At 71.9% G+C, this 22,201-nt stretch carries 24 protein-coding genes; 17 read left to right on the top strand and 7 right to left on the bottom strand.

Annotation, left to right across the window (positions count from 1 at the left end; translation table 11 throughout):
• The first annotated feature begins 63 nt into the window (after positions 1-63).
• The 3 genes from ACEPPI_RS12625 to ACEPPI_RS12615 all read left to right on the top strand — a co-directional run bounded on the left by ACEPPI_RS12625 (position 64) and on the right by ACEPPI_RS12615 (position 2,687).
• Positions 64-1,011, top strand: coding sequence for a heme o synthase (locus ACEPPI_RS12625; RefSeq protein ID WP_280914813.1), 948 nt, complete (start codon positions 64-66; stop codon positions 1,009-1,011).
• Positions 1,012-1,026: 15 nt separating this feature from the next.
• Complete coding sequence (locus tag ACEPPI_RS12620) at positions 1,027-1,386, top strand: hypothetical protein (protein ID WP_373915312.1); 360 nt, start codon at positions 1,027-1,029, stop codon at positions 1,384-1,386.
• Between the two features lie 206 nt (positions 1,387-1,592).
• Positions 1,593-2,687, top strand: coding sequence for an amidohydrolase family protein (locus tag ACEPPI_RS12615; protein WP_373915311.1), 1,095 nt, complete (start codon positions 1,593-1,595; stop codon positions 2,685-2,687).
• A 43-nt stretch (positions 2,688-2,730) separates the two neighbouring features.
• Here ACEPPI_RS12615 and ACEPPI_RS12610 read toward each other — a convergent pair whose 3' ends face one another.
• From ACEPPI_RS12610 to ACEPPI_RS12595, 4 genes are all read right to left on the bottom strand, one after another.
• Positions 2,731-3,720: a heme A synthase gene (locus ACEPPI_RS12610; RefSeq protein WP_373915310.1), complete on the bottom strand. Its 990-nt coding sequence runs from the start codon at positions 3,718-3,720 to the stop codon at positions 2,731-2,733.
• Between the two features lie 4 nt (positions 3,721-3,724).
• Positions 3,725-4,861: a hypothetical protein gene (locus ACEPPI_RS12605; protein ID WP_373915309.1), complete on the bottom strand. Its 1,137-nt coding sequence runs from the start codon at positions 4,859-4,861 to the stop codon at positions 3,725-3,727.
• 88 nt (positions 4,862-4,949) lie between these two features.
• A complete protein-coding gene (locus ACEPPI_RS12600) occupies positions 4,950-5,717 on the bottom strand; it encodes an ABC transporter permease (RefSeq protein WP_373915308.1) in 768 nt (255 codons plus the stop codon).
• Entirely contained in the window at positions 5,714-6,640 is a 927-nt protein-coding gene (locus ACEPPI_RS12595) for an ABC transporter ATP-binding protein (protein ID WP_373915307.1), read from the bottom strand. The genes ACEPPI_RS12600 and ACEPPI_RS12595 overlap by 4 nt, the downstream gene beginning before the upstream one ends.
• Positions 6,641-7,124: 484 nt before the next feature.
• Here ACEPPI_RS12595 and ACEPPI_RS12590 point away from each other — a divergent pair, with 484 nt between their 5' ends.
• The 10 genes from ACEPPI_RS12590 to ACEPPI_RS12545 all read left to right on the top strand — a co-directional run bounded on the left by ACEPPI_RS12590 (position 7,125) and on the right by ACEPPI_RS12545 (position 16,647).
• A complete protein-coding gene (locus ACEPPI_RS12590; RefSeq protein WP_373915306.1) occupies positions 7,125-7,862 on the top strand; it encodes a helix-turn-helix transcriptional regulator in 738 nt (245 codons plus the stop codon).
• The gene (gene sufB / locus ACEPPI_RS12585; RefSeq protein ID WP_351816417.1) at positions 7,859-9,274 is read left to right on the top strand and encodes a Fe-S cluster assembly protein SufB; all 1,416 of its coding nucleotides are present in this window, start codon (positions 7,859-7,861) and stop codon (positions 9,272-9,274) included. Before ACEPPI_RS12590 ends, sufB begins: the two co-directional genes overlap by 4 nt.
• 77 nt (positions 9,275-9,351) lie before the next feature.
• Positions 9,352-10,530: a Fe-S cluster assembly protein SufD gene (gene sufD, locus ACEPPI_RS12580; RefSeq protein WP_373915305.1), complete on the top strand. Its 1,179-nt coding sequence runs from the start codon at positions 9,352-9,354 to the stop codon at positions 10,528-10,530.
• Positions 10,530-10,847: a bifunctional 3-phenylpropionate/cinnamic acid dioxygenase ferredoxin subunit gene (locus tag ACEPPI_RS12575; protein ID WP_030237129.1), complete on the top strand. Its 318-nt coding sequence runs from the start codon at positions 10,530-10,532 to the stop codon at positions 10,845-10,847. The genes sufD and ACEPPI_RS12575 overlap by 1 nt, the downstream gene beginning before the upstream one ends.
• A 7-nt stretch (positions 10,848-10,854) precedes the next feature.
• Entirely contained in the window at positions 10,855-11,619 is a 765-nt protein-coding gene (gene sufC / locus ACEPPI_RS12570) for a Fe-S cluster assembly ATPase SufC (protein WP_053785807.1), read from the top strand.
• Complete coding sequence (locus ACEPPI_RS12565) at positions 11,616-12,872, top strand: cysteine desulfurase (RefSeq protein ID WP_373915304.1); 1,257 nt, start codon at positions 11,616-11,618, stop codon at positions 12,870-12,872. Before sufC ends, ACEPPI_RS12565 begins: the two co-directional genes overlap by 4 nt.
• Positions 12,873-12,908: 36 nt before the next feature.
• Positions 12,909-13,370 (top strand): Fe-S cluster assembly sulfur transfer protein SufU, encoded by a 462-nt coding sequence (gene sufU, locus ACEPPI_RS12560; protein ID WP_373915303.1) that lies wholly within the window; start codon positions 12,909-12,911, stop codon positions 13,368-13,370.
• Entirely contained in the window at positions 13,367-13,711 is a 345-nt protein-coding gene (locus ACEPPI_RS12555; protein ID WP_030388904.1) for a metal-sulfur cluster assembly factor, read from the top strand. The genes sufU and ACEPPI_RS12555 overlap by 4 nt, the downstream gene beginning before the upstream one ends.
• Before the next feature lie 153 nt (positions 13,712-13,864).
• Entirely contained in the window at positions 13,865-15,283 is a 1,419-nt protein-coding gene (locus ACEPPI_RS12550) for a hypothetical protein (protein ID WP_373915302.1), read from the top strand.
• Complete coding sequence (locus ACEPPI_RS12545) at positions 15,280-16,647, top strand: hypothetical protein (protein ID WP_373915301.1); 1,368 nt, start codon at positions 15,280-15,282, stop codon at positions 16,645-16,647. Before ACEPPI_RS12550 ends, ACEPPI_RS12545 begins: the two co-directional genes overlap by 4 nt.
• A 47-nt stretch (positions 16,648-16,694) precedes the next feature.
• Here ACEPPI_RS12545 and ACEPPI_RS12540 read toward each other — a convergent pair whose 3' ends face one another.
• Positions 16,695-17,525, bottom strand: coding sequence for a hypothetical protein (locus ACEPPI_RS12540; protein WP_373915300.1), 831 nt, complete (start codon positions 17,523-17,525; stop codon positions 16,695-16,697).
• 107 nt (positions 17,526-17,632) lie between these two features.
• Here ACEPPI_RS12540 and ACEPPI_RS12535 point away from each other — a divergent pair, with 107 nt between their 5' ends.
• Together ACEPPI_RS12535 and ACEPPI_RS12530 are read left to right on the top strand one after the other, a co-directional pair.
• Complete coding sequence (locus tag ACEPPI_RS12535; RefSeq protein WP_373915299.1) at positions 17,633-17,956, top strand: multidrug efflux SMR transporter; 324 nt, start codon at positions 17,633-17,635, stop codon at positions 17,954-17,956.
• The gene (locus ACEPPI_RS12530; RefSeq protein WP_373915298.1) at positions 17,956-18,501 is read left to right on the top strand and encodes a TetR/AcrR family transcriptional regulator; all 546 of its coding nucleotides are present in this window, start codon (positions 17,956-17,958) and stop codon (positions 18,499-18,501) included. Before ACEPPI_RS12535 ends, ACEPPI_RS12530 begins: the two co-directional genes overlap by 1 nt.
• Before the next feature lie 22 nt (positions 18,502-18,523).
• On the opposite strand, the gene ACEPPI_RS12525 is transcribed toward ACEPPI_RS12530, so the two are convergent.
• Positions 18,524-19,441, bottom strand: a complete 918-nt coding sequence (locus tag ACEPPI_RS12525) for a winged helix-turn-helix transcriptional regulator (protein ID WP_373915297.1) — start codon at positions 19,439-19,441, stop codon at positions 18,524-18,526.
• A 94-nt stretch (positions 19,442-19,535) separates the two neighbouring features.
• Between ACEPPI_RS12525 and ACEPPI_RS12520 the strand changes: the two genes are divergently transcribed.
• Both ACEPPI_RS12520 and dapD read left to right on the top strand, forming a co-directional pair.
• Positions 19,536-20,765 (top strand): MFS transporter, encoded by a 1,230-nt coding sequence (locus ACEPPI_RS12520; RefSeq protein WP_373915321.1) that lies wholly within the window; start codon positions 19,536-19,538, stop codon positions 20,763-20,765.
• A gap of 9 nt (positions 20,766-20,774) precedes the next feature.
• A complete protein-coding gene (dapD, locus tag ACEPPI_RS12515; RefSeq protein WP_371679105.1) occupies positions 20,775-21,755 on the top strand; it encodes a 2,3,4,5-tetrahydropyridine-2,6-dicarboxylate N-succinyltransferase in 981 nt (326 codons plus the stop codon).
• 165 nt (positions 21,756-21,920) lie between these two features.
• Here the strand turns inward: dapD and ACEPPI_RS12510 are convergent, their stop codons facing one another.
• Positions 21,921-22,175, bottom strand: a complete 255-nt coding sequence (locus ACEPPI_RS12510) for a hypothetical protein (RefSeq protein ID WP_373915296.1) — start codon at positions 22,173-22,175, stop codon at positions 21,921-21,923.
• Between the last annotated feature and the right edge of the window lie 26 nt (positions 22,176-22,201).

Below are 22,201 nucleotides of genomic sequence, written 5' to 3'. Positions count from 1 at the left end.
CCTTTACCGGGCCTTCATGTCCTGAAGGGTCCGAGTCGGAGCTTGCTGGATTCTCTCTCAGGGGTGTGCGTGACGGCCGTCGAATCCCGTCCAGCGGGGGTGCTCGGGACGAGCCCCGGTCACCGGCCGTTCGGGGCCCGGGTCATGGCTTTCGTGGCATTGACCAAGCCGCGGATCATCGAACTTCTGCTGATCACCACAGTGCCGGTGATGTTCCTCGCCGAGCAGGGCGTGCCGCCGATGTGGCTGGTGCTCGCCACCTGCTTCGGCGGCTACCTCTCCGCGGGCGGCGCCAACGCGCTGAACATGTACATCGACCGCGACATCGACGCGCTGATGGACCGTACGGCGCAGCGTCCGCTGGTGACCGGCATGGTGAGCCCCCGCGAGTGCCTGGTCTTCGGCATCTCGCTCGGCGTGATCTCCACCCTGTTCTTCGGTCTGCTGATCAACTGGCTGTCGGCCGCGCTCTCGCTCGGCGCGCTCCTCTTCTACGTCGTGGTGTACACGATGCTGCTCAAGCGGCGCACGGCGCAGAACATCGTCTGGGGCGGGATCGCCGGCTGCCTTCCGGTCCTCATCGGCTGGTCGGCCGTCAAGAACGAGGTCTCCTGGGCCGCGGTCATCCTCTTCCTCGTCATTTTCTTCTGGACGCCGCCGCACTACTGGCCGCTGTCGATGAAGGTGAAGGACGACTACGCGCGCGTCGGCGTGCCGATGCTGCCGGTCGTGGCGGGCAACAAGGCCGTGGCCAAGCAGATCGTCCTCTACAGCTGGGTGATGGTGGCGGTATCGCTGCTGCTGACCCCGCTGGGGTACACCGGCTGGTTCTACACCTCGGTCGCCCTGGTGGCCGGCGGCTGGTGGCTGTGGGAGGCGCACGCGCTGAGCGCCCGCGCCAAGGCCGGGGTGACGGGTGCGAAGCTCAAGGAGATGCGGCTGTTCCACTGGTCCATCACCTATGTGTCGCTCCTCTTCGTCGCCGTGGCCGTGGATCCCTTCCTCCGCTGATTACTCGCCGGTAGCATGCCGTTCATGGCAGAGACCGCGGAGACCGCAGACACCGCAGCAGACAAGAAGCAGGCCCGCAGGGCGGCGAAGCTGGCCCGAGAGATCGGCGCGTTCGCCAAGCAGCACGGCGGCGCCGAGGGCCACCTCGCCCACATCGGCCAGGCCGGCACCCGCATCGTGCTCGTCGGCACGGACGGCGGCTGGGGCGACCTGGTCGCCCGGACGCACACCGTGGCCCGGCTGGCCGCCGAGCAGGCCGGGCTGACCCTCCACGACGAGTTCGACGGAGAGTTCGCCGCCCGCGTCCGGACCGGCCCGTACGAGTGGACCCGCATGGCGGGAATCCAGGTGGGCGGCCCGGCCAACCCGGCGTAGCCCCGCGGCCGACCGCGCCCCGGTCCACGGCCCGTGGGCTCCCGGGCCGAAGGGGCGCGCCGCGCGCCCCGGGGCGAACGGCGCCGCGCGCCCCGGGGCGAACGGGCCCGCGAAGGCTCGGTCAACAGCGCGAGCACAACCAACTGCCCCGCTCACCCGTTAGGACCGTGGAACCCGCTTCCTCACGTCCGCAACGGGATGCCCGGATGATCGAAACGCCGCCCCTGGTGGACCAGCACTGCCACGGAGTGCTCCGCACGGAGCTGGGACTCGCCACGTTCGAGGCCCAGCTGACCGGCGCGGCCGGCCCGCCCGCCGCCGGTACCACCTTCTTCGACACCCAGGCCGGCTTCGCCGTGCGCCGCTGGTGTCCGCCGCTGCTCGGGCTGGAGCCCCACTGCGCGCCCGCCCGCTACCTGGCCCGGCGACGCGAACTCGGGCCCGCGGAGACCGGGCGGCGGCTGCTGCGCGGCTCCGGGGTGGGTGCCTACCTGGTCGACACGGGGGCGTCCGGGGACCTCACCGGACCCAAGGAACTGGCACTCACCGGGGAGGCGGAGGCCTTCGAGGTGGTCCGGCTGGAACTGCTCGCCGAGCGGGCCGCCGACACCTCCGGGACCGTCGCGGCCTTCCTGGCCAACCTGGGCGGCGCCGTCCACCGCGCCGCTGCCTCGGCCGTCGCCTTCGGCTGCGGGGCCGCCACCGGATACGCCCGCGCGCTCGCGGACGACCCGAGCCCGCCGGGCCCCGGTGAGGTGCGCGGGGCCGCCGGGCGGTGGCTGGCCGGGCGGGCCGGGGGAGGGGCCGTACGGGACCCCGTACTCCTGCGGCACCTGTTGTGGAGCGCCGTGAGCTGCGGGCTGCCGGTCCAGCTGCACACCGGTGCGCGGGAGCCCGGGGCGCTGACCGGGTTCGTACGGGCCACCGAGGGCCTGGGGACGCAGCTGGTGCTGCTCGGCGGGTACCCGTACCACCGGCACACGGCCGGGCTGGCCGCGGCGCATCCGCACGTCCACGCCGATCTCGGACCCGCCCTCGGGGCGACGGGTGCCCGCGCCGCCGCCGTCCTGGCCGAGCTGCTGGAACTCGCGCCCTTCGGGAAGCTGCTGTTCTCCAGCGGGGGCCGGCGCCTGCCGGAGCTGCACGCGGTCGGCGCGCTGGTGTTCCGGGAGGCGCTGGGCCGGGTCCTGGGCGGCTGGGTCGCCGACGGGGCCTGGTCCTGGCGGGACGCGGACCGGGTGGCGGCGATGGTCGCGGCCGGCAACGCCCGGCGCGTCTACCGGCTGGACGAGCGGGGCTGAGGACGGCCGCCGCCGGCCCGGAGGCCGGGGCGGCCGGGAGGGGTCAGACCGCGGAGAGCTGCGCGTCGTCCCGCGCCGGGGCTTCCGCCCGGTCGGCGGAGCGCTCGCGCAGGCTCAGCACCACGCGGAGCACGGAGATCCAGACCAGGCAGGAACCCAGCATGTGCACGGCGACCAGCACCTCGGGCACGTCCGTGAAGAACTGGACGTAGCCGACGGCCCCCTGGGCGAGCAGTACGACCAGCAGGTCACGGGCGCGCGCCCGGGTGTCGTCGGGGGCGTCCACGACGCGCAGCACCAGCCACATCGCGACGGCGAGCGCGCAGACCAGCCAGGCGGCGATCGCGTGCACGTGCGCGGTGGTGGCCCAGTCGAACGGCATGCGCTTGATGTCGCTGCTGTCGCCGGCGTGCGGGCCGGAGCCCGTGACGACCGTACCGGCCGCGATCAGCACCAAGGTGGTCGCGACCAGCGCCCAGGAGAGCTTGCGCACCGGACCGGGCACGCGCGGACGGGGGGCCGTGTCGCCCTCGCCGGTGCGCTGCCAGGTGACGGTGGTGACGGTGATCAGGCTGGTGGCGAGGAGGAAGTGGCCGGCCACGCTGTAGGGGTTGAGCCCCGTCAGGACGGTGATGCCGCCCAGGACCGCGTTGCCCATCACGAGCGCGAACTGGAGCCAGCCGAGCCGCGTCAGCGAGTGCCGCCAGGGCGTGGCCGAGCGGGCCGCGAGGATGATCCCGCCGACGGCCGCGCAGAGCACGTAGGCCAGCATGCGGTTGCCGAACTCGATGGCCCCGTGGAAGCCCTGCGCCTGCGTCACGACCAGGCTCTCGTCGGTGCACTTGGGCCAGGTGTCGCAGCCGAGACCGGATCCGGTCAGCCGCACGGCGCCACCGGTGACGACGATGAGCACGCTCATGACGAGCGCGGCGAGCGCGGCGCGCCGGACGGTCCGGGGTGACGGGGTCCAGCGGCTGGCGAGGTATGCGAAGGGGTTCAACACGGCCCCTATCGTAAAGGCCGCCTTGTGCAAACTTTCACGAGGGGGTGGCGGCGGGTGAGTCCGGCCCGATGACCAGGCGGAACCTGGCTCCGGCCGGGTCGCCCTCCGCGTGCCACCAGACGCGGACCCGCCACAGCGCGCCGTCGCCCGGGTAGGCCGCGGAGTCCATGAACCCCCGTACCAATTCGGCCGTAACGTCCTCTGCCGTCCGGTTCCTCACCTCCGCCGAGTCGCGCCACGGCGCGGGCTGCGCGGCCCACAGCCCGTCCGGCCCGCGCACCTCGATCCGCCACACCGCGAGCCACGGCGTGACCTCCAGCATCGTCACCACCTGCTCGGCGTCCAGCCCCAGCCGGGCGGCGATCTCCGCCTCCGCCACGCCCTGGATCCGGGCCGCCACCACCGCCTGCGGGAGCAGCCGTTCCGGCAGCAGCCCCTCGGTCCGCAGGCCTGCCAGCGACTCGAAGGTCAGGAAGCGCAGCCGCAGTTCCAGCTGGCGGCCGATGTGGTCCAGGGCCTCCTCGGCCTCCTGCGCCTCCTCGGGCGCGGGGGCGGCGAGCAGCATCCGGCGGAAACCGGCCTCGGCGTCCACCGCCCAGGCGACCGCGTCGGAGGCGAAGCCCAGCTCGGCGAGGCGGTCCCCGAGGAAGACCTTGGCCTGCGCGAGCCCCCGCCGGTTGACGGGGTCGTGCTGGTCGAGGGAGGCCCACACCTCCACGGCGGCCCGGGTCAGATCGCGGGCACGCTCCCCGGCCGCCCGTTCCATGGTGCTCGGGCCGCTCTCGCCGCCCGCGCCCAGCGGATACCGGGGCAGCCGGTCCGCGTCGCTCAGCGGCCAGGCCAGCCAGACCCCCTGGTTGATCAGACCCCGGGCGTACCACCGGGCGTACTCCGGCGCGTGCCCGGCGGCCTGCCGCGCGTGCCGCAGCCCCTCCTCGATGGCGGCCAGCGCCCCGGCCCGGTCCCCGGCCGTGAACCGGCGGGCCGCGAGGTCCCCCAGGCGCAGCCCGAGCCGGGCCGCGCAGTCGGCATCGGTCCGGGCGGGCTCGCGCAGCGCCCCGATCAGCTCGGCCAGCAGCCGGTCGCCCTCCTCGGGATCCGCGTGCGCGGCCCCCGAGCGGATCCGCGCCCACTGTTCGTCCAGCCGCAGAACGGCCTCCCGCTGCGCCATGCCCGTCCCCCGGGGTCCCGATCGTCGTGTGTCATCGATGAGGGGAGGCGGTCAACCTCCCGCCTGACCAACGCACGGCGGACGGGATTCACTCCCAGCGGAAGAACTTCGCGGCGGCGCCCAGTCCCAGCACGGCCCAGACGGCCAGGACCGCCGCGTCGCCCCAGGGCAGCGCGCTCCCGTGCCGGAGCACCTCGCGCAGGCCGTCGGAGAGGGCCGAGATCGGCAGCAGTCCCAGCGCGGACTGCACGGCGCCGGGGAACTTCTCCAGCGGCACGATCACCCCGCCGCCGACCAACAGGAGGAGGAACACCAGGTTGGCGGCGGCCAGCGTGGCCTCGGCCCTGAGGGTGCCCGCCATGAGCAGTCCGAGCCCGGAGAACGCGGCCGTACCGAGCAGCAGCAGGGCGGCGACCGACAGCGGGTTCCCCTGCGGGGACCAGCCCAGCGCGAGGGCGATCACCGTCAGCAGGGCGACCTGGAGGACCTCGGTGACCAGCACCGACAGGGTCTTGGAGGTCATCAGCGCCCAGCGCGGCAGCGGGGAGGCCCCGAGCCGCTTGAGGACCCCGTAGCGGCGGTCGAAGCCGGTGGCGATGGCCTGCCCGGTGAAGGCGGTGGACATCACGGCGAGCGCGAGGACGCCCGGCGCGAGGAAGTCGACGGACTTCCCGGCACCCGTGTCCACGATGTCCACGGCGGAGAACAGGGTCAGCAGCAGCGCCGGGATGATCACGGTGAGCAGCAGCTGCTCCCCGTTGCGCAGCAGCATCCGGGTCTCCAGTGCCGTCTGCGCGACGATCATGCGGGACACGGGCGCGGCCCCCGGGCGGGGGGTGAACGTACCGGCGCTCATGGACGCAGCTCCTTACCGGTGAGCTCCAGAAAGACGTCTTCGAGGGTGTGCCGCTCCACCGAGAGGCTGCTGGGCAGCACCCCGTGCTGGGCGCACCAGGAGGCGACGGTGGCCAGCAGCTGCGGGTCCACCTCGCCGGTGACCCGGTAGGCGCCCGGGGTGAGCTCGGCGGCCTGGGTGCCGTCGGGCAGGGCCTTGAGGAGGGAGGCGAGGTCGAGGGAGGGGCGGCCGGTGAAGCGCAGGGTGTTCTCGGCGCCGCCGCGGCACAGCTCCTCGGGGCTGCCGTGGGCGATGACCCGGCCGGCGTCCATGATGGCGACCTCGTCGCAGAGCTGTTCGGCCTCGTCCATGTGGTGGGTGGTGAGGACGACGGTGACCCCGTCGGAGCGCAGTTCCCGTACGAGGTCCCAGGTCGCGCGGCGGGCCTGCGGGTCGAGGCCGGCGGTGGGCTCGTCCAGGAAGACCAGCTCCGGGCGGCCGACGACGGCCAGGGCCAGGGCGAGCCGCTGCTGCTGGCCGCCGGAGAGCCGGCGGTAGGGGGTGCGGCCGCAGCCGCCGAGGCCGAGGCGTTCCACGAGGGTGTCCACGTCCAGCGGGTGCGCGTGGAGCCTGGCCACGTGGCGGAGCATCTCCACGGCGCGGGCGCCGGAGTAGACCCCGCCGGACTGGAGCATGACGCCTATCCGCGGGCGCAGGGCCTCGGCGCGGGCGACCGGGTCGAGACCGAGGACGCGGACGGTGCCGGCGTCGGGGCGGACGTAGCCCTCGCAGGTCTCCACGGTGGTGGTCTTGCCCGCGCCGTTGGGGCCGAGGACCGCGGTGACGCGGGCGCGGGGGACGGTGAGGTCGAGGCCGTCCACGGCGGTTTTGGTGCCGTACCGCTTCACCAGTCCGCGGATCTCCACGGCGGGGTCGTTGCTCATGGTGGGTGAGTCTACGGAGGCCGCCGGGGGGTCCCCGATCCTGGGGGTGAGGGGTCAGGGGCCCGGCGGACGGTGACCTCCACCGTTCCCGCGGGGCCCGCGGGCCCCGCGGGGGAGCGGCCGGAATGTCCGTCCTGCGGCCGCCGGTGGCGGTTTTCGTGGCGTTCGGATTCGAACATCGCGCCGCGGACACGGTTCTTTTCGGTCCTGCGGTCACGGTCGGCCCAGTCTGTTTCCGTGATCTTTTCCCGAATCTCGCGTTCACCGCTTCCGGCCACGGTGTGGGTGGAGGCTCGCTGGTGGGAGCCCTTTACCGGTTCCCCGGAGGGGCTCGGCATGAATGCGGATCGATCCGCTCCGTTTCACTCTCCGTCGACAAATTAGGTAACCCTTAGTGATGGATGCCACCAGGCGTGGCCTCCGTCACGGCTTGTCGGAGCTCGCTTAATTACGCAACAATGGCGTTGTGAAATACGGCGAACGGATGAGCGAGGCCCCTCAGGGGGAGCTCGCGACCGGGGAGCGGTCAACCCGCAACCGGGTCGCGCGGTCCATCCTGGACCACGGCCCCTCCACCGTCGCCGACCTCGCGCAGCGTCTCGGCCTCACCCAGGCCGCCGTCCGCCGCCACCTCGACGCGCTCGTCGCCGACGACGTGGTCGCACCCCGTGAGCAGCGCGTGTACGGCGCACGCACCCGGGGCCGGCCCGCCAAGGTCTTCGCGCTCACCGACTGCGGCCGCGACGCCTTCGACCAGTCCTACGACACCCTCGCCGCGGACGCCCTGCGCTGGATCGCGCAGTCCGTCGGCGGGGGCGAGCAGGGGGAGGCGGCCGTCGCCGCCTTCGCCAAGGCGCGCATGGAGGCGCAGGCGCAGACCTACCGGGAGTCCGTCGACGCGGCCGCCCCCGCGGACCGCGCCGAGGCCCTTGCCAGGGCGTTGACCGTGGACGGGTACGCTGCTACGGCGAAGAGCGCTCCCGGTCCGCACAGCGGTGAACAGCTCTGTCAGCACCACTGCCCGGTCGCACACGTCGCCGAGCAGTTCCCGCAGCTCTGCGAGGCGGAGACCGAGGTCTTCTCGCGCCTGCTCGGGACGCATGTGCAGCGCCTCGCCACGATCGCCCACGGCGACGGGGTGTGCACCACGTTCATTCCGCGAAGCGCCACACAGACCGACACATCAGTATCTGCAAGAACGGCCGGGAGGAACCCCGCATGACCACGGAGACTGCTCACCCTGAGCTCGATGGCCTGGGCACCTACGAATACGGCTGGGCCGACTCCGACGCGGCCGGTGCCGCTGCCAAGCGGGGTCTGTCCGAGGAGGTCGTCCGCGACATCTCGGCGAAGAAGTCCGAGCCGGAGTGGATGCTGAACCTCCGCCTCAAGGGCCTCAAGCTGTTCGGCAAGAAGCCCATGCCCAACTGGGGTTCCGACCTCTCCGGCATCGACTTCGACAACATCAAGTACTTCGTGCGTTCCACCGAGAAGCAGGCCGCTTCGTGGGAGGACCTGCCGGAGGACATCAAGAACACGTACGACAAGCTCGGCATCCCGGAGGCGGAGAAGCAGCGCCTCGTCGCCGGTGTCGCGGCCCAGTACGAGTCCGAGGTCGTCTACCACCAGATCCGCGAGGACCTGGAGGAGCAGGGCGTCATCTTCCTCGACACGGACACCGCGCTCAAGGAGCACCCGGAGCTCTTCCAGGAGTACTTCGGCACGGTCATCCCGGTCGGCGACAACAAGTTCGCGTCGCTGAACACCGCGGTGTGGTCCGGCGGCTCCTTCATCTACGTCCCCAAGGGCGTGAAGGTCGACATCCCGCTCCAGGCCTACTTCCGTATCAACACGGAGAACATGGGCCAGTTCGAGCGGACGCTGATCATCGTCGACGAGGACGCGTACGTCCACTACGTCGAGGGCTGCACCGCCCCGATCTACTCCTCGGACTCGCTGCACAGCGCCGTGGTCGAGATCATCGTGAAGAAGGGCGGCCGCTGCCGCTACACGACCATCCAGAACTGGTCGAACAACGTCTACAACCTGGTCACCAAGCGCGCCGTGGCGTACGAGGGCGCGACCATGGAGTGGATCGACGGCAACATCGGTTCCAAGGTCACCATGAAGTACCCGGCCGTCTACCTGATGGGCGAGCACGCCAAGGGCGAGACGCTCTCCATCGCCTTCGCGGGCGAGGGCCAGCACCAGGACGCCGGCTCCAAGATGGTCCACATGGCGCCGAACACCTCCTCCAACATCGTCTCCAAGTCGGTGGCACGAGGCGGCGGCCGCACCTCGTACCGCGGCCTGGTCGAGATCGGCGAGGGCGCCCACGGCTCCAAGTCCAACGTGCTCTGCGACGCGCTCCTGGTCGACACGATCTCCCGCTCGGACACGTACCCGTACGTGGACGTCCGTGAGGACGACGTCTCCATGGGCCACGAGGCCACGGTCTCCAAGGTCTCCGACGACCAGCTCTTCTACCTGATGAGCCGCGGTCTGACGGAGTTCGAGGCCATGGCCATGATCGTGCGCGGCTTCGTCGAGCCCATCGCGCGCGAGCTGCCCATGGAGTACGCCCTGGAGCTCAACCGGCTGATCGAGCTGCAGATGGAGGGCTCGGTCGGCTAATCCCGGCCGCCGCCCGGCATCCAGCACATTCTTTGACGTAGGCAGCGTTTTTTAAGAGAGCGAGCAACACGACAGCCATGGCTGAGGCTCAGAACATCCCGGCGGGCTCCACCACCGCCGGCGCGATCGCGGTGGCCGCCGAGTCCACCGTCGCCACCCGGATGAGCGCGCCGCCGTCCTTCGACGTGGCCGACTTCCCGGTTCCGAACGGCCGCGAGGAGGAGTGGCGGTTCACCCCGCTCGCCCGCCTCAAGGGCCTGCACGACGGCACCGCGGTCGCCGACGGCACCATGAAGGCCCAGATCGACGCGCCCGAGGGCGTGACGGTCGAGTCGGTCGAGCGCGGCGACGAGCGGATCGGCAAGGCCGGTACCCCCGTCGACCGCGTCTCCGCGCAGGCCTTCTCCTCCTTCGCCAAGGCCACGGTCGTCACCGTGCCCAAGGAGACCGTGCTCGCCGAGCCGATCCGGGTCGCGCTGCACGGCGAGGGCGGCACGACCTTCGGTCACACCGTCTTCGACATCAAGCCCTTCGCCGAGGCGATCATCGTGATCGACCACACCGGTGACGGCGTCCGCGCCGCCAACGTCGACATCCTCGTCGGCGACGGCGCCAAGGTGACCTTCGTGTCCGTGCAGGACTGGGACGACACCGCCGTCCACACCTCCCAGCACAACGCGCTGGTCGGCCGCGACGCGAGCTTCAAGTCCGTGGTCGTCACCTTCGGCGGCGACCTCGTCCGACTGCACCCCCGGATCGCCTACGCGGGCCCCGGCGGCGAGGCCGAGATGCTCGGTCTGTACTTCACGGACGCCGGCCAGCACCAGGAGCACCGCCTCCTGGTCACGCACGACGCCCCGCACTGCAAGTCGCACGTGGTCTACAAGGGCGCGCTCCAGGGTCAGGACGCCCACGCCGTCTGGATCGGTGACGTGCTCATCGAGAAGAGCGCCGAGGGCACCGACACCTACGAGATGAACCGCAACCTCGTCCTGACGGACGGCGCGCGGGTCGACTCGGTGCCGAACCTGGAGATCGAGACCGGCGAGATCGTCGGCGCCGGCCACGCCTCCGCCACCGGCCGCTTCGACGACGAGCAGCTCTTCTACCTCCAGGCGCGCGGCATCCCGGCCGACGAGGCCCGCCGTCTGGTCGTGCGCGGCTTCTTCGCCGAGCTCGTCCAGCAGATCGGTGTCGACGACATCGAGGAGCGCCTGCTCGCCAAGATCGAGACCGAGCTGGCGGCGTCCGTCTGATGAGCTACCTCAAGGCCTGTGCGCTGAGCGAGCTGGAGGAGAACACCCCCAAGCGGGTGGAACTCGACGGCACGCCGGTGTCCATCGTCCGTGCAGAGGGCGAGGTGTTCGCGATCAACGACATCTGCTCGCACGCGAACGTCTCGCTCTCGGAGGGCGAGGTCGAGGACTGCATGATCGAGTGCTGGCTGCACGGGTCGGCCTTCGACCTGCGCACCGGGAAGCCTTCCGGTCTGCCCGCGACCCGCCCCGTACCCGTTTACCCCGTAAAGATCGAAGGGGACGACGTGCTCGTCTCCCTCACCCAGGAGTCCTGAGGTATCCATGGCAACGCTTGAAATCCACGACCTGCACGTCTCCGTCGAGGCCGAGAACGGCGCCCGCGAGATCCTCAAGGGCGTCGACCTCACCGTCAAGCAGGGTGAGACGCACGCCATCATGGGTCCGAACGGCTCCGGCAAGTCCACGCTGGCGTACTCGCTGGCCGGTCACCCGAAGTACACCATCACCGGTGGCACCGTGACCCTCGACGGCGAAGACGTCCTGGAGATGTCCGTCGACGAGCGCGCCCGCGCCGGCGTCTTCCTCGCCATGCAGTACCCGGTCGAGGTCCCCGGCGTCTCGGTCTCCAACTTCCTGCGGACCTCGGCCACGGCCATCCGCGGCGAGGCCCCCAAGCTGCGCACCTGGGTGAAGGAGGTCAAGTCCGCGATGGAGCAGCTCCAGATGGACCCGGCCTTCGCCGAGCGCAACGTGAACGAGGGCTTCTCCGGCGGTGAGAAGAAGCGCCACGAGATCCTCCAGCTGGAGCTCCTGAAGCCGAAGATCGCGATCCTCGACGAGACCGACTCCGGCCTGGACGTCGACGCGCTGCGCATCGTCTCCGAGGGCGTCAACCGCGTCCGCGAGACCGGTGAGGTCGGCACCCTGCTGATCACCCACTACACGCGCATCCTGCGCTACATCAAGCCCGACTTCGTGCACGTGTTCGCCAACGGCCGCATCGCCGAATCCGGTGGCGCCGAGTTGGCCGACCAGCTGGAGGCCGAGGGCTACGACAAGTACGTGAAGGGTGGCGCGACCGCGTGACACAGCTGCCTGGCCTCCTCGACACCGAGGCGATCCGCAAGGACTTCCCCCTGCTGGATCGTGTGGTCCACGACGGGAAGAAGATCGTTTATCTGGACAACGCGGCGACCTCGCAGAAGCCGCGCCAGGTGCTCGACGCGCTGAACGCGTACTACGAGCGGCACAACGCCAACGTCCACCGCGGCGTGCACGTGCTCGCCGAGGAGGCCACGGCACTGTACGAGGGCGCCCGCGACAAGGTCGCCGCCTTCATCAACGCGCCGAGCCGCAACGAGGTGATCTTCACCAAGAACGCCTCCGAGTCGCTCAACCTCGTGGCCAACATGCTCGGCTGGGCGGAGGAGCCCTACCGGGTCGACCGCGAGACCGAGATCGCCATCACGGAGATGGAGCACCACTCCAACATCGTGCCGTGGCAGCTGCTCTCGCAGCGCACCGGCGCGAAGCTGAAGTGGTTCGGCCTCACCGACGACGGCCGGCTCGACCTGTCCAACATCGAAGAGGTCATCACGGAGAAGACGAAGATCGTCTCCTTCACGCTGGTCTCCAACATCATGGGCACGGTCAACCCGGTCGACGCGATCGTCCGGCGCGCGCAGGAGGTCGGCGCGCTGGTGCTGATCGACGCCTCGCAGGCCGCTCCGCACATGCCGCTGGACGTCCAGGCCCTCGGCGCCGACTTCGTGGCCTTCACCGGCCACAAGATGTGCGGCCCGACCGGCATCGGCGTCCTCTGGGGCCGCCAGGAGCTGCTGGAGGACCTGCCTCCGTTCCTGGGCGGCGGCGAGATGATCGAGACCGTCTCGATGCACTCGTCGACGTACGCTCCCGCGCCCCACAAGTTCGAGGCCGGTACGCCCCCGATCGCCCAGGCCGTCGGCCTCGGCGCGGCCGTGGACTACCTGACCTCGATCGGCATGGAGAAGATCGCCGCCCACGAGCACGCGATCACCGAGTACGCGGTCAAGCGCCTCCTGGAGGTGCCCGACCTGCGGATCATCGGCCCCACCACGGCCGAGGACCGCGGCGCCGCGATCTCCTTCACGCTCGGGGACATCCACCCGCACGACGTCGGCCAGGTGCTCGACGAACAGGGCATCGCGGTCCGCGTGGGACACCACTGCGCGCGCCCCGTCTGCCTGCGGTACGGAATTCCCGCGACGACGCGAGCGTCGTTCTACCTGTACTCCTCTCCCGCCGAGGTCGACGCGCTGATCGACGGGCTGGAGCACGTACGGAACTTCTTCGGATGACGAAGAGTCGGACGACCAGAGGCTGACGAGGACGCAGTGAAGCTGGATTCGATGTACCAGGAACTGATCCTGGACCACTACAAGCACCCGCACGGCCGCGGCCTGCGCGACGGTGACGCCGAGGTGCACCACGTCAACCCGACGTGCGGCGACGAGATCACGCTGCGAGTGAAGTACGACGGGGAGACGCTCACCGACGTCTCCTACGAGGGCCAGGGCTGCTCCATCAGCCAGGCCAGCGCGTCCGTACTGAACGAGCTGCTCGTCGGCAAGCAGCTGGCCGAGGCGCAGAAGATCCAGGCCGCGTTCCTGGAGCTGATGCAGTCCAAGGGCAAGCTGGAGCCGGACGAGGCCATGGAGGAGGTGCTGGAGGACGCGGTCGCCTTCTCCGGCGTCTCCAAGTATCCGGCGCGCGTGAAGTGTGCTCTCCTGAGCTGGATGGCGTGGAAGGACGCGACCGCCCAGGTGCTGGGCGACGCGGAGAGGAAGACGGCATGACCGAGAACGCGACGCCCGAGGCGTCGATCAAGCCGGCCACCGAGGAAGAGGTCCGCGAGGCCCTCTACGACGTGGTCGACCCCGAGCTGGGCATCGACGTCGTCAACCTGGGCCTGATCTACGGCATCCACATCGACGACGCGAACATCGCCACCCTCGACATGACCCTCACCTCGGCGGCCTGCCCGCTGACGGACGTCATCGAGGACCAGGCGAAGTCGGCGACGGACGGCATCGTCAACGAACTCCGCATCAACTGGGTCTGGATGCCCCCGTGGGGCCCGGACAAGATCACGGACGACGGCCGTGAGCAGCTGCGCGCGCTCGGGTTCAACGTCTGACCGACGCGTATGTGAGAGGGCCCCCGGCACGGTCGTGCCGGGGGCCCTCCCTGTTCTCCGGCCCGACAAGTGAAGTGCACCAGGAGTTGGCCACGGTGGCCGAATCTTCTCGATGGCCGTCCTGACGGGACGGCGCACACGAGAGGAACCCCCGTGACCGTTCGCCTTTCACCGGCCCGCCGCTGCGGCGCCGTGGGCGCCGCCGGGGCCGCGGCCCTGCTCCTGGCCGGGCTGACCGTGCCCGCCCACGCGGACACGGGATACGCGGCTCCGACGATCATCCTGTCCGCCGACCACCTCAGTGGCGCCGTGGGAGCCTTCGGCGACCCCACCGTCACGGCCGACGTGGAGCAGGCCGGCGTCCCGGCCGGGTTCCTGCGGCTCCAGGTGGTCTCCTCCAGCAACCCGGCCGTCGCCGCGGTGGGCGACGTACGCCAGGAGCGCACGCCGGAGGGCGACCGCAGGCTGACGGTCCAGGCCCGTGCGCAGGGGTACACCGACCTCACGCTGCGCGTTACCGGCCGCGGCGGCCGGACGGCCACCGCCGTCCTCTCCTACGCCGCCTCGGCACGGACCGGCGCCGCCTTCGGGACCCGCTACCTGACCGGCTCCTCCGACGCCTCGGCCGCCGTGGACGTGGGCGGCGGCTACGCCCTGGTCGCCGACGACGAGTCCAACGTGCTGCGCCTGTACGACCGTTCCCGCTCCGGCGCGCCCGTCAGGACCTGGGACCTCGGCCCCGCGCTGGGCGTGAAGAAGGAGGCCGACATCGAGGCCGCCGCCCGGGTCGGCGACACCGTCTACTGGACCGGCTCGCTCGGCAACAACAAGGACGGCAAGTACAAGGCCGAACGGAACACCGTCTTCACCACCCGGATCACCGGCTCGGGCGCCGCGACCGAGGTCACCTTCACCGCCGCCTACAAGGGCCTCCGCGACGACCTCGTGGCCTGGGACACCGCGAACGGCAACCGCTACGGCTTCGCGGCGGGGACGGCCGCGGGCGAGGCGCCGAAGCAGATCGACGGCTTCAACGTGGAGGGGCTGGAGTTCGCCCCGGGGTCCACGACCACCGCCTACCTGGGCTTCCGTGCCCCGCTGGCCCCGGCCGTGCCCGGCGGCAAGGCACTGCTCGTGCCCGTCACCAACCTGGACCGGGTCCTCGCGGCCGGCGAGAAGCCCGTCTTCGGCGCCGGGATCGAGCTGGACCTCGGCGGGCTCGCGGTCCGCGACATCCGCAAGAACGCCGCGGACCAGTACCTGATCCTGGCCGGTTCCTGGGCCGCCGACGACAACTCCGACCCCTACGCCCTCTACCAGTGGGACGGGGTCCCCGGCCACGCCCCGCGCAAGCGCGCCGACCTGCCGACCGGCGACCCCGGCGGCTGGGAGGCCATCGTGAACGTGCCCGACCTGCGGGTGCCCGGCGCCCGCGTACAGCTCATCACCGACAGCGGTGCCGCCGACCTCTACGGCGACGGCACCGAAGCCAAGGACCTGACGCACCCGGAGTGGAAGAAGTCCCGCTCCGCGTGGTTCGCGCTCGGCCCGATCCGTGGGGGACACCGATGAACAGCAAGCACCTGGGTACGGCCGCGCTCGCGGCGATCCTCCTGGCCGGCCTCAACGCCCCGGCCCAGGCCGTCGGTTACGGCACGCCGACCATCTCGCTCTCGGCCTCGTACCTGTCCGGGGCCGTCGGCGGGGTCGGCGACCAGACCGTGGACGTGACCGTGGGGCAGAGCGGGGCCGACGTCTCCGCGCTGACCGTCAGCGCCACCGCCTCCAGCAAGGCCTCCGTCGCCGGAACCGGCGACGTCACCGTGACCGGCGCCGGCGCCGTGCGGCACCTCGCCGTCACCGCGCGCGGCCGCGGCTACGCCAACCTCACCATCAAGGTGAGCGGGCTCGGCGGCAAGAGCGCCACCAAGACCCTCTCCTACGCGGCCTCCGGCGCCGTCCAGAACCCGGCCGACGCCCGCTACTTCAGCGGCGCCTCCGACTCCTCCGCGGCCGTGGACGTCGGCGGCGGCTACACGGTGGTCGCCGACGACGAGAACAACGTGCTGCGCCTGTACGACCGTTCCCGCTCCGCCGCACCCGTCAGGACCTGGGACTTCAGCTCCCAGCTCGGCGTCACCAAGGAGGTGGACATCGAGGGCGCGACGCGGATCGGCGACACCATCTACTGGACCGGCTCGCTCGGCAACAACAAGGACGGCGAGTACAAGGCTCCCCGCAACACCGTCTTCACCACCACGGTGAGCGGCTCCGGCTCCGCGACCCAGCTCGCGTACGGGCGCTCGTACAAGAAGCTCCGCGATGACCTCGTGGCCTGGGACACCGCGAACGGCAACCGCTACGGCTTCGCGGCGGGGACGGCCGCGGGCGAGGCGCCGAAGCAGATCGACGGCTTCAACGTGGAGGGGCTGGAGTTCGCCCCGGGGTCCACGACCACCGCCTACCTGGGCTTCCGTGCCCCGCTGGCCCCGGCCGTGCCCGGCGGCAAGGCACTGCTCGTGCCCGTCACCAACTTCGACAAGGTCCTCTCCAGCGGTTCCAAGGCCGTCTTCGGCGCCGGGATCGAGCTCGACCTCGGTGGGCTCGCGGTCCGCGACATCCGCAAGAACGCGGCCGGCCAGTACCTGATCCTGGCCGGTTCCTGGGCCGCCGACGACAACTCCGACCCCTACGCCCTCTACCAGTGGGACGGCGTTCCCGGCCATGCCCCGGTCAAGCGCGCCGACCTGCCGACCACCGACCCGGGCGGCTGGGAGGCCATCGTGGACGTGCCCGACCTGACGGTCCCCGGGGCCCGGGTGCAGCTCGTCACCGACAGCGGATCGGCCGACCTCTACGGCGACGGCACCGAGGCCAAGGACCTGACGCACCCGGAGTGGAAGAAGGCGCGGGCCGCCTGGTTCACGCTCTCTTAGGGCCCTTCGGCTCGGCAGCCCGTGCGGGCCGCGAGCGAGCGGGGGCGCTACGGGTTGGCTTCGGCGGTGAGGGCCTGCGCCAGGTGTTCCCGGCGGATCCGCCGGTCCACGTAGAGGAGCCCCGCCGGGAGCTGCGGGAAGACCGGCAGCAGGACCAGGGCTGCCAGGGCGCCCGGCAGCCCGAACCACGACGGCAGGGCGTACCCGGCCGTGACGGTGAGGGCCACGGCCGGGGCCGTCCAGCCGAAGGTGCGCCACCAGGCCCCCCGCACCAGCCGGGCCGAACGGCGCAGGGCCGCCACCGGGTGGAGCCCCTCGTACCCGGCGGCGGTGGGCGCCAGCGAGAACAGCACGCCCAGCCACAGGGCGACCGGAGCCAGGGGCAGCAGCACCGTCGGAGGCAGCCCCGCCGCGAGGGCGGCAGCGGCCGGGCCCGCGGCCGCCGCCAGTGCCAGGAGCTGGGCTCCAAGGACCCTCGGGATCCGGGCCAGCGCGGCCAGCAGCAGCCCGGGAGCGGTGACGGCGCGGCCGAGCACCGCCGGGCGCAGCAGGACCGCGATCAGGGCGGTGGCCAGCGCGCAGGTGAAGACCAGGAACAGGGCCGCCGCCGGGAACAGCACCCAGACGAAGGCCCGGCTGCCGGCCCGGGGACTGAGCGAGGCCACCGTGGCCGCTCCGGCCGCCGCGATGACCAGCATGGCCGCGCCGAGCTGCCCGAGGAACAGGGCCCCGCACAGTCGGCCGCCGTAGCGGGAGAGGGCGGCGACGGCGCCGCCGAGGATGTCGCCGGGTCCCAGCGGGCGCAGCGGCACCACGCCCGGCCGGGGCCGTTGTGGGGGCAGCCAGCCGCCGCCCCGGTGGGTCCATTGCCGCTCCATGCGCGGGCCCCCTGTCCCCTGAGGGGGACACCGTAGCCCCGAACCCCGCGGGTGTCCCGGGGTCTGCGTGTGTACATATGTACGCATCGATGTGTACTGTTGTACGCATGCCGTACGTACTGCTTGCGGCGGCCATAGCCGCCGAGGTCGCCGGGACCACCGCGATGAAGTACAGCGAGGGGTTCACCAGGCTCTGGCCCTCGCTGGGGACGCTGCTGGGCTACGTGGTGGCCTTCAGCCTGCTCGCGCAGACGCTGAAGTCGATGTCGGTCGGCACGGCGTACGCGATCTGGGCCGGAGTCGGCACCGCCGCCATCGCCGCCATCGGCATGGTGTTCATGGGGGAGGCCGCCAGCGCCGCGAAACTCGCCGGGATCGCACTGATCGTCGCCGGGGTGGTCCTGCTGAACCTCGGCGGAGCGGCCCACTGATGGCCGCCGGAGCGCGCCGGTACGACCCGGAGCGGCGGCAGCGGATCATCGACGCCGCGATCCGGGTGGTGGGGGCCAAGGGGATCGCGGGGCTGAGCCACCGCAGCGCCGCGGCCGAGGCGGACGTGCCGCTGGGCTCGACGACCTACCACTTCAAGAGCCTGGACGATCTGATGGTGGCGGCCCTCCGGCAGGCCAACGAGGCCTACGCGCCCGCGTTCGCGCCGCGCGGGGGCGAGGACCTGGCGGACGCCCTGGCCCGGCTGCTGGGGGAGGTCCTGGCGGCGGACCGCGGGCGGGCGGAGCTGGAGTACGAGCTCTACCTGGCCGCCCTGCGCCGGCCCGCGCTGCGGCCGGTCGCGGCCGAGTGGCTGGAGTCGGTGGCCGACGCGCTGGCGGAACACACCGATCCGGTGACGGCGCGGGCACTGGTGGCCGTGATGGACGGCATCTGCCTCCAGGTCCTGCTGACGGACTCGCCGTACGAGGAGGCGTACGCCCGCGAGATCCTCGCCCGGGTCCTGGGCCTGCCCCGCCGGCCGTGAGCGGCACGGACGTGAGCCGCCGTCACGGGCGGCGCGATGGCATCGTGCCGGAGGCGGCCGCTGCTCGGGGTGCGGAGCGGACCGCCTCCAGGGCCGCGGCGACGCTCGCCTCGATGTCCCCGATCGGGTAGAACACCTCGCGCACCGTGCGTTCCCGGTCCACGACCAGCGTCAGCCGCTTCATCCGGCTCACCCCGCCCGCGCGGAAGGTCGGCAGTCGCAGGGCCGTCACCAGGTCCAGTTCCGCGTCCGAGAGGAGCGGGAAGCGCAGCCGCTCGTGCTCCGCGAACTCCCGCTGCTCGTCCGGGCGCTGGGTCGAGACCCCGTGGACGGTGGCGCCGGCCGCGGTGAACTCCGCGAGCTGGTCGCGGAAGGTGCACGACTCCAGCGTGCACCCCTTCGCGCCGGGGATCCCGGCCCAGCCGGGCGGATAGGACTCGCTCCGGGCGTACGCGCCGGGGAAGCAGTACAGGACCGTGAACGCAGTGTCCGCCACCGGGTCACGGAGCTCGCCGAAACGGTCCGGCAGCAGCAGCTCCGGCAGCCGGGTGCCGCGCAGCGCGTGCACCCGTGCGGCCTCCTTCGAGGACTCCTCGGTCGTCGCCGTCATCTCTCCCTCTCCCAGGATCCAGGCGTCGCCCCAGTCCTGGAGGGCGACCAGGACCGGGAGCAGGCCCCGCCCGCGCGGGGTCAGCCGGTATTCGTGCCGCACCGGGCGTTCCTGGTACGGCGTGCGCGTCAGCACCCCGGCCTCGACGAGCAGCTTCAGCCGCTCGGCGAGCACCTTGCGCGACATGCCCAGCTCGCGCTGGAGCTCGTCGAAGCGGTGCAGACCGCGCGCGGTGTCGCGCACGATCAGCAGCGTCCACCAGTCGCCCACGACGTCGAGGGCCTGGGCGATGGAACAGTCCGCGTCGCCGAGGTGTGTGCGCTGGGCCATGGCACTCCTTTGTCCGTTGACCCCAGGCTGTCATGCTGACATAGTCCGTTCCTAAAGGGAACTTACTAGCCGGGCGCAGGGGGACACGGGTGTGCTGCAGGGGCTCAAGGACGTACCGAGGGTTGTGTGGCTGCTGGCTGCGGGGATCTTCGTCAACGCCGTCGCCGGTTTCACGGTCGTCTTCGTCTTCCCCTACCTGACCGGCCCGCGCGGCCTCGACGCCACGGGGGCCGGCCTGGTCGTCGGCATCGGCGGCATCGGCCTGGTCGCGGGCAACTTCACCGGCGGCTGGTACGGCGACCGCTTCGGCCACCGCCGGGTGCTGCTCGCCGCCTCGGCCCTCGGGGGATCCGCCCTCGTCGCCCTGCCGGCGGTCCCCACCCTCCTGCTGGCGCTCCTGCTGCCGCTCGCCCAGTACGCCTCCGGGGTGATCCGCGCCGCCAACTCCGCGCTGGTCGCCGTCACCGTGCCGGAAGGCTCCCGCCGCCAGGCCTTCGCCGTCACCCGCTGCCTGTCCAACGGCGGCTTCGCGGTGGGCGGACCCCTCGGAGCCCTCGTCGCGACCGCACTCTCGTACGACTGGCTCTTCGTCGCGGACGGCCTCGGCACCCTCGTCTTCGCCCTCTGGACCGCCCGGGTCGTCCCTGCCCGGGCCGCCACCGCCCCTCCCGCGGCCCGGGACGGGGGTCCGGGCCGCGGGGGGCTGCGGCGGGAGCTGCGTGCGCGGCCCGCCGTACTGGTCCTGCTCGGTGCGATCGCCGTCATCGACGTCGTCTACCGGCAGCACCTGACGACCTTCCCCGTCTACCTCGCCGACCACGGTCTGGACACCCGCGCGTACGGGTGGCTCATCGGGATCAACTGCGCAGTCATCCTGCTCCTGGAGATCCCCGCCGCCCTCGCCCTGCGCCGGCGCTCCCCGCTGCACGTCATCGGCGGCGGGCTGGTGCTGGTGGGCGGCGGCTACGCGATGCTGTTGGCCGGGGTCGGCGCCGCGACGGCCGTGGCGATGATGCTGCTCCTCACGTTCGGGGAGATCCTCTACAAGACCACCGCCATGGCGTACGTGGCGGACGAGTCGCCCGAGCATGCCGTCGGCCGGTTCCAGAGCCTGTACGCGGGCGTCTCCATCAGCGGGTTCGTCCTCGCCGCGCCCCTCGGCGGAGCCCTGTACGACACCGCGCCGGACCTGCTGTGGCCGCTGTGCGCGGCGCTCGGCGCGGCTGCCGGGGGGATCGTGCTGGTCACGGGTGCGCGGGAGGTGCGGCGACGCGTACGACCGGCACATGAGACCGGTTCGCGACCGAAGGCCGTCGCCCGTTAGGTTTCGGATATGACTGCTACGCGTACCACCGGCGCCGTCGCCGCCGGACTTGCCACCATCGCCGCCGACGGCACCGTCCTCGACACCTGGTTCCCCGCCCCCGAGCTGGTCGCCGAGCCCGGCCCGGCAGGCACCGAGCGCCTCACCGCCGAGCAGGCCGTGGAGCTCCTCGGCGCGGCCGCGGCCAAGGCCATCCGCTCGGACGCGGTCCGCGGCGTCGAGGTCGTAGCCGTCCGCACCGCCATCGCCTCCCTGGAGGACAAGCCGCTGGACGCGCACGACGCGTACCTGCGCCTGCACCTGCTCAGCCACCGCCTGGTCAAGCCGCACGGCCAGAACCTCGACGGCGTCTTCGGCCTGCTGGCCAACGTCGCCTGGACCTCGCTGGGCCCGGTCCCGGTCGACCAGGTCGAGACCGTCCGCCTGAACGCCCGCGCCGAGGGCCTGCACCTCCAGGTCACCTCGATCGACAAGTTCCCCCGCATGACCGACTACGTCGCCCCCAAGGGCGTGCGCATCGCCGACGCCGACCGCGTCCGCCTCGGCGCGCACCTCGCCGAGGGCACCACCGTCATGCACGAGGGCTTCGTCAACTTCAACGCCGGCACCCTCGGCACCTCCATGGTCGAGGGCCGGATCTCGGCGGGCGTCGTGGTCGGCGACGGCTCCGACATCGGCGGCGGCGCGTCCACCATGGGCACCCTCTCGGGCGGCGGCAAGCAGATCATCTCGATCGGCGAGCGCACCCTGATCGGCGCCGAGGCGGGCGTGGGCATCGCCCTGGGCGACGAGTGCGTCGTCGAGGCCGGCCTCTACGTGACCGCGGGCACCCGCGTGACCCTGCCGGACGGCGAGATCGTCAAGGCCCTGGAGCTCTCCGGCGCCGACAACATCCTCTTCCGCCGCAACTCGGTCACCGGTGCCGTCGAGGCCCGCCCCTACAAGGCGGCCTGGGGCGGCCTGAACGAGGTCCTGCACAGCCACAACTGACGCCCCACCCCTGTGGCCGGCGGCTGATCAGCCGGCCAACGCCGTGGCCGGCGGCCGATTCGCCACCGGTCGTCGGCGCGACGCCCCTCATCCCCGGCCGGGGATGAGGGGCGTTCTCGTGCGTGGGGCCGGGGCGCTGCCCGGGGGCGCCGGGGCGGTGCCGCGTCAGTGCAGGGCGATCCTGCGGATCAGGCCCGCGAAGGCCTGCTCCTCCGCCTCCGTCAGCTCCACCGACTCCATCGGGTGCGCGCCGGCGCCGCGCTGCGCCGGGATGGCCGGGAGGCCGTTGTGGGCGCTGTGCTCGGGGTGGTGGAAGCGGCTGTCCCGCAGCATGTGGCCGAGGCCGAGGACCCAGACGAGCGCCGCAACGAGCAGTACGGCCAGGCCGATTTCCTGGGCGGGGGAGAGCGAGGGGAACACGCGGTCCTCCGATGAGTGCGTACGGT

Origin of the sequence: Streptomyces sp. AB3(2024) (assembly GCF_041862025.1) — a bacterium.
Taxonomy (GTDB): domain Bacteria; phylum Actinomycetota; class Actinomycetes; order Streptomycetales; family Streptomycetaceae; genus Streptomyces.
The sequence above is the reverse complement of the archived record's forward strand: the minus strand, read 5'-3'. Positions and strand labels throughout refer to the sequence as shown.